1 protein-coding gene is annotated in these 760 nt (G+C 43.9%); it reads right to left on the reverse strand.

The genetic code is table 11. The annotated features are described in order from the left end of the window. A partial coding sequence (locus tag AB4232_RS22400; RefSeq protein WP_372088058.1) for a diguanylate cyclase occupies positions 1-760 on the reverse strand: 760 nt, incomplete at both ends.

The raw sequence follows: 760 nt of genomic DNA on the forward strand, positions 1-760 counted from the left end.
CGGCTTTTATTTGCTCATCCAAACTGCCAACTAAGTCGCTTAACCCGATACTTATGCTGACTTTAATCCGTTGTGAGTCATGAATAACTTCTTGGTTTTGTATCGCAATCCTCATTGACTCTAGCGTGTCGACAAATTCTTCAAATGGTAGGCATGATTGAATGCAGAACTCTTCACCGCCGAAACGAACGGCGACATCATCTTTAAAATGATTTTTGATGATCTTTCCGACTTCAATGAGTACTGCATCGCCACCATCATGACCGTAGGTATCATTCACCTTTTTAAAGAAGTCGATATCCATCATGGCGATGCTGCGATGTTCGCAGCCTTTACATGTTTGATTGAATAGATAACGACGGTTCCAAAGCCCGGTCAGAGCATCCTCATTTGCATGACGAAATAGTTCATTGGTGGCCTCTTTCATATCGAGTAGCTGATGAATACGGCAGAAAAACTCTTCTTGGTTAAATGGCTTGTAAAGGAAGTCGTTAGCACCAGCCTTAAGGAAACGAGCTGTCATGGTTCGGTCGTCACTGCCAGATAGCCCAAGAATAGCGAGTTGATTGCGATCATGATGTACTCGAATGTCACGGGTCATCGAAATGCCATCTTTGTTTGGCATGTCATGATCGGTAACGACGAAAGTGATGTCGGGGTCGTTTTGGAGAAGCTCTAGTGCTTGTTCGCCATCTTCCGCTTGAATCGTTTGAATATATTGGTGCTCAAGAAGTTGCACTACATACCGACGAACAACAGC

This window comes from Vibrio sp. 10N.286.46.A8 (genome assembly GCF_041470165.1).
GTDB lineage: Bacteria > Pseudomonadota > Gammaproteobacteria > Enterobacterales > Vibrionaceae > Vibrio > Vibrio tasmaniensis_A.